Origin of the sequence: Sinomicrobium pectinilyticum (assembly GCF_003725735.1) — a bacterium.
GTDB lineage: Bacteria > Bacteroidota > Bacteroidia > Flavobacteriales > Flavobacteriaceae > Sinomicrobium > Sinomicrobium pectinilyticum.
In genome coordinates, this window is record NZ_RJTM01000214.1 from 1 (window position 1) to 5,614 (window position 5,614).

General features: G+C 43.5%; 6 protein-coding genes. 4 read left to right on the forward strand and 2 right to left on the reverse strand.

The window, feature by feature from the left end:
- Positions 1–290 precede the first annotated feature (290 nt).
- From ED312_RS23365 to ED312_RS23380, 4 genes are all read left to right on the forward strand, one after another.
- Positions 291–830 carry an RNA polymerase sigma factor gene (locus tag ED312_RS23365; protein WP_123218430.1) on the forward strand — a complete coding sequence of 180 codons (540 nt, stop codon included), beginning with the start codon at positions 291–293 and terminating at the stop codon, positions 828–830.
- A gap of 52 nt (positions 831–882) precedes the next feature.
- Entirely contained in the window at positions 883–1,461 is a 579-nt protein-coding gene (locus ED312_RS23370) for a hypothetical protein (RefSeq protein WP_123218425.1), read from the forward strand.
- Positions 1,442–2,539: a hypothetical protein gene (locus ED312_RS23375; RefSeq protein ID WP_123218426.1), complete on the forward strand. Its 1,098-nt coding sequence runs from the start codon at positions 1,442–1,444 to the stop codon at positions 2,537–2,539. Before ED312_RS23370 ends, ED312_RS23375 begins: the two co-directional genes overlap by 20 nt.
- 83 nt (positions 2,540–2,622) lie before the next feature.
- Positions 2,623–3,345, forward strand: a complete 723-nt coding sequence (locus ED312_RS23380; protein WP_123218427.1) for a head GIN domain-containing protein — start codon at positions 2,623–2,625, stop codon at positions 3,343–3,345.
- Between the two features lie 84 nt (positions 3,346–3,429).
- Here ED312_RS23380 and ED312_RS23385 read toward each other — a convergent pair whose 3' ends face one another.
- Positions 3,430–4,758 (reverse strand): sugar porter family MFS transporter, encoded by a 1,329-nt coding sequence (locus ED312_RS23385; RefSeq protein ID WP_123218428.1) that lies wholly within the window; start codon positions 4,756–4,758, stop codon positions 3,430–3,432.
- 27 nt (positions 4,759–4,785) lie between these two features.
- On the reverse strand, positions 4,786–5,562 hold the full coding sequence (locus tag ED312_RS23390; RefSeq protein WP_123218429.1) for an HAD-IIA family hydrolase: 777 nt from the start codon (positions 5,560–5,562) through the stop codon (positions 4,786–4,788).
- Positions 5,563–5,614: the final 52 nt, after the last annotated feature.

Consider the following 5,614-nt stretch of genomic DNA (forward strand, 5'->3'; position numbering starts at 1 on the left):
GGCATAGCCATCAGAACATGACCACCTGCAAAGCAGGTGGGTTTTTAAGGTTAACTAAAAAACTCCCCAACTCCGAATCCCGAATCCCGGTACCAGAAAAAACATATCACCCACAAATCAACCCGTTTTTTTTCCCGGTCCGCTACTTCCGATTTTTGGTCCGGATAAATTCCGTTTCTTTACTTCGGGATATTTTTTTTCAAAAAAATTTACCTGAAGTGTAACAATTGATATCCTTCTTCATCCTTATACTGAAAAACGATTACTTTTTGAGCCAACCGGATACATATATGAAGCAACTGCTTGTGCAGTGCAAAGAAGGTAACTCCAAAGCGCAGATGGAGATTTATAACCGCTATTACAAGGCCATGTACAATACCGCTTTCCGTATTGTCAAGGACGAGTTCGAAGCAGAAGACATCATGCAGGAGTCCTTTCTGAAGGCATTTACCAAGCTGGACACTTTCCGCGGAGAGGTAACCTTCGGGGCCTGGCTGAAGCGGATCGTGGTAAACGACAGCATCTATAGTTTCCGGAAACAACAACAAAACCGGGAAATTTCGATCGATGAAACATTGCATAAGGTCGAAGATAATGATGGTATTGCCTCGGATCATGAGTTTACAAACGTTCAGGCTCAAAAAGTTTTGGAAACCATGAAAACCCTAAAGGACAATTACAGAGTTTCTTTGACCTTACATTTAATAGAAGGTTATGACTATGATGAAATAAGTGAGATTTTGCAGATCAGCTATGCCAATTGCCGGACAACCATAAGCCGGGCCAAGGAGAGTCTGCGAAAAAAACTGATGACCACAAGGGTTAACTGATCATGAAACCAATAAGGAGAAACAACCGGCCCTTTTTAATACCTATTTTATTATGAAAAAGGATAATATAGATAAATTATTCGAGCAACTACAGGGCGAATTTGACATGGAAACTCCGGCAGCAGGGCACCAAAACCGCTTCCTGGAGAAACTTGCACGGCAAAACAAGGCCCCCGAAAGGAAAACCTCCTCCGGGAAATTGTGGAGAAACCTGTCTATTGCTGCCTCCGTGATGCTACTGCTCGGCATAGGCTGGGTTTTCTATAACAAACCGCAGCCATCTCCCGGCCCCGTCGTGGAAACCGAAGAACAGGTTGTCTATCCGGAACTGGAAAAAACCCGGTATTACTTCTCTTCGCTTATAGAGACCGAATTGAAAAAAATCAAGGACGAAGCAGATACGGAAGACACCAAAATTATTGTAAATGATGCCATTGTGCAACTGGAACAGATAGAGAGCGATTATGAAAAACTGGAAGCCGAACTGCAAAAAAACGGTTACAGCAAACAATTATTAAACGCCATGATCACCAACTTCCAGACCAGGATAACCCTGTTGCAGAATGTTATGGAACAAATAGAAGATACCAAACAATTAAAAAAAGATAATCATGAAGAAAGCAGGATATAATGCAATATGGGTACTGTTGGCAGTAGTATTTCCTTTAATGGTAACAGCAAGCCCTACCGGTAAGCCGGATCCGAAATGGAGCGGCCGTTACAGTAAAGAAAAAAAGATAAAAAAATCTTTTGAGGTCAATTCGAATGCCCTCTTGCAGGTAAACAATTCCTACGGGAATATCTACATCACTTCCTGGGACCAAAACAGGATCGAGATCGATGTGCTCATAAAGACCAACGGAAACAACGAAGAGAAAGTACAACAAAAACTGGACGAGATCAATGTGCAGTTCGAAGCCGGCAAAAGTATGGTCTCTGCCAAAACCATTTTCGAAAAGAAAAAATGGGGCTGGGGCTCCGGGAACAATAATGTGAGCATGGAGATCAATTACACCATCAAACTTCCGGTAAACAATAATGTTGACCTGAGTAATGATTACGGCAGTATCCGTCTTGACCGGATAAACGGCAGGGCCAAAATAAGCTGTGACTACGGAAAACTTGATATAGGTGAACTCCGGGCAGATGGTAACGACCTATCGTTTGATTACACTTCCAAGTCTACTATCGGCTACATGAAAAGCGGAACCATAAATGCGGATTACTCCGGCTTCGTGCTCGAAAAGACCGAACGTCTTAAGCTGTCTGCAGATTATACTTCTTCGGAAATCAATGATATCGGCAGCCTGGAGTATTCATGCGACTACGGCAGCCTGAACGTCGGAAAAGCAAAAAACATTCACGGCAGCGGGGACTATCTGTCTACCAAGCTGGGAACAATTCACGGAAATCTCGACATCACCTCGGATTACGGCTCCATTAAAATAGGTCAGCTGGCAGCCGATGCAGGTAATGTCAATATCCGTTCCGAGTATACAGGTATAAAGATAGGTTTCCATCAAAACTATAGCTTCAACTTTGAGATCAAACTCGAATATGCCGGGTTTAACGGAGAGGACAGTTTTGATTACAGCATAAAAAGAGAAAAGAGTACGGAAAAATACTATAAAGGGTCTTACGGCAACTCCCCTTCCGGAAATCTTCTCATTACTTCGGAATATGGAGGAGTAACCTTGTACAGGAATTAAATTCCCTGAATGAAATCACATCCCCGGGAGGAACAGGTTTCCCCCGGGATCAAAAGAGTCATCAATTATAAACCATTAACCAAATGAAAAAGATCATCACCCTTTGTATCGGACTGTTATTTATCTCCACCCTGAATGCCCAGTGGTTCGGAAATAAAAAAGTAACCGGAAACGGAAATGTCGTTAAAACCGACCGGAAAACCGAAAGCTATGATGAAATAAGTGTTGCCGGAATGTTTGATGTTGTTCTGGTTTCCGGCAGGGAAGGCAACCTCATCATAGAAGCCGAAGAGAACCTTCTGGAATATATAGAGACTGAAGTAAAAGGAAGTTCTTTAAAAATCAAAACCGCAAAGGGTATTAACCTCAGGCCGCACAAAAAGATCCTCATCACCGTTCCTTTTGAAGATATTTCCGAGGTATCCCTTGCAGGCTCCGGAAGTATCACCGGAAATGGCCTCATCAAAGCCCGGGGCTTTGAAACCAATCTTGCCGGATCTGGCGACATAGACCTGGCCGTAGAAGCAGATAACCTGGAAAGCAATATTGCAGGCTCCGGCGATATAAAACTCAAAGGAAAGGCTAAATTTTACGAAGGCAATATATCCGGGTCGGGAGACATTCATGCTTATGAACTCATGGCAGACGAGGTAAATGCCGCCATATCCGGTTCCGGCGATGTCCAGGTATATTGTAACAGTACGTTAACAGCGAGGATATCCGGGTCGGGAAGCGTATTATATAAAGGAAATCCTAAAGAAGATTCCAAAATATCCGGATCGGGAAAAATAAAAAAAGCCAGTTAACCACCAATTCTTTTTCCTTATACAAAAAACAGGTTTCGCAATATAAAGCATCGCAAAACCTGTTTTTTTATAAGACATACTTTGTCAGTCTTCTTTTATCATACGTTTCTCCAGTTCTTCCAGGGAAACTCCTTTGGTTTCCGGCATCAGGAAAATGGTAAAGAACAACTGCAACACCATCATAAAAGCGAAAAAGGCAAAAATAGGCCAGGGATTTTCCCTGAACATATCGATAAATACCGGGGCTAACAAGGTTATCAGGGCTGCAAATACCCAGTGTACCCCACTTCCGAAAGCTTGCCCGTAAGCCCGCACCTTATTGGGAAATATTTCGGAAATAAATACCCAGATCACTGCCCCCTGTCCTATGGCATGAGATGCTATAAACAATAAAATAAAGATCAGTAACACCACGGGGCTCGCGGAGGCATAAAACGACCATGCGACCATAGTCAGACTGATGATATACCCCAGAGAGCCTATAAGCATCAATTGTTTTCTCCCGAGGCTATCGATAAGCCTTAATCCCAAAAGAGTAAATACAAGATTGATAGCCCCGATAGCTATGGCATTCATCAGGGAATCCTTGGATGCGAGCCCGGCCATTTCCAGGATTTCCGGAGCGTAATAAAGTATAAAATTAATACCGGACAACTGATTGAAAAAAGCGATTAAAAACGCCAGTAACAACGGTAAGCCATACTTTCCGGAAAATACATTATGCGTCTTTCCCGGCGTATTGTCCAGGCGGATCTGGTCCAGGGCTTTTTCCGCTTCTTCATTATCATACATTTTCTGTAACACTTCCCTTGCCCCTGCCTCATCCTGTTTTTGTAGCAGGAGCCACCGGGGGCTGTTGGGGACACCCCATACCATTAAACAGTATATCGCAGCAGGAATAGCCTCAACGGCAAGCATAAACCTCCAGTCGTTATTACCTCCTACTCCCTGCAACAAGAAGTTGGAGATATAGGCCAGCAGGATCCCGAATACCAGGTTAAACTGATATAAAGCCACCAGTTTTCCACGGTTCTTTGCACCGGAAATTTCAGAGATATAGGTAGGCGCTGCCACGGAAGAAGCCCCCACTCCCAGTCCGCCTATAAAACGGAAAAAGGAAAATGAATACGGATCGGGTGCCATACCGGAGCCCAGGGCCGATACCAGGTACAGTATCCCTATCCAGAAAAGTGTTTTCTTTCTGCCGTACTTATTACATGGGATCCCCCCGCAAAGAGCACCGATCACTGTTCCCCATAAAGCCATTGACATGATAAATATTCCGTGAAACCAGGCAGAAGTATTCCAGAGCTCCCGGATAGGAAGATTGGCACCGGAAATAACGACGGTGTCGAAACCAAATAAGAATCCGGACAAAGCCACTGCCACGGACCAATTACGCATATTGTTCATTCTGTAAATATCGGGGTTTAAAAGAATTTAGATTTTGGTAAGATCTTCTACGGCCAATTCCTTAACCGACTTTACAATACGGTTCGGCTGAAACGCATAGTGCTGCAGATCTTCTTTTTTTGAAACCCCGGAAAGTGTAAGTATGGTATGATACCCCAACTGTATTCCTCCCAGAATATCGGTATCCATGGTATCTCCTATGATAATGGTTTCCTGGGCCGTAAGTCCCAGTGTTTTTCTTGCTGCCCTCATCATCACGGGGCTCGGCTTTCCCACGGAAAAAGCTTTTTTCCCCGTAGCTTCTTCTATCATAGCCACAATGGCCTTGATACCTAGGTTGTTCCATCCTTCCTTTTTCGGTGAAGGGTCCAGGTTTGTCGCAATAAATTTGGCTCCTTCCAGGATCATGTCCACTGCATTGTTAACCATTTCCAGGGTAAAATTCCTTCCTTCCCCCACAACTACATAATCCGGGTTTTGGTTAACCATAACATATCCCTGCTGATGCAGGCTCGTTATAAGCCCCCCTTCTCCCAGAACATAAGCAGTTCCGTTAGGTTTCATAAACGAGAGGAACCAGGCCGTGGCCATAGCACTCGTGTAGACATTCTCTTCCTCTATATGTATTCCCATCTTCGCTACTTTATTTACCGTATCCAGTGGCGAACGCTGACTGTTATTGGTCATAAACAGAAACGGAATATTATTTTCCTGCAATGATGCTATAAACGTATCCGCACCTTCTATCATGGTATCTCCGCTGTAGATGACACCATCCATATCTATTAAAAATCCTTTTTTCATCTGTTTATAATTTAGTTTTGTGTTCAAAATGAGCGATTTAAAAAAGTTGCAA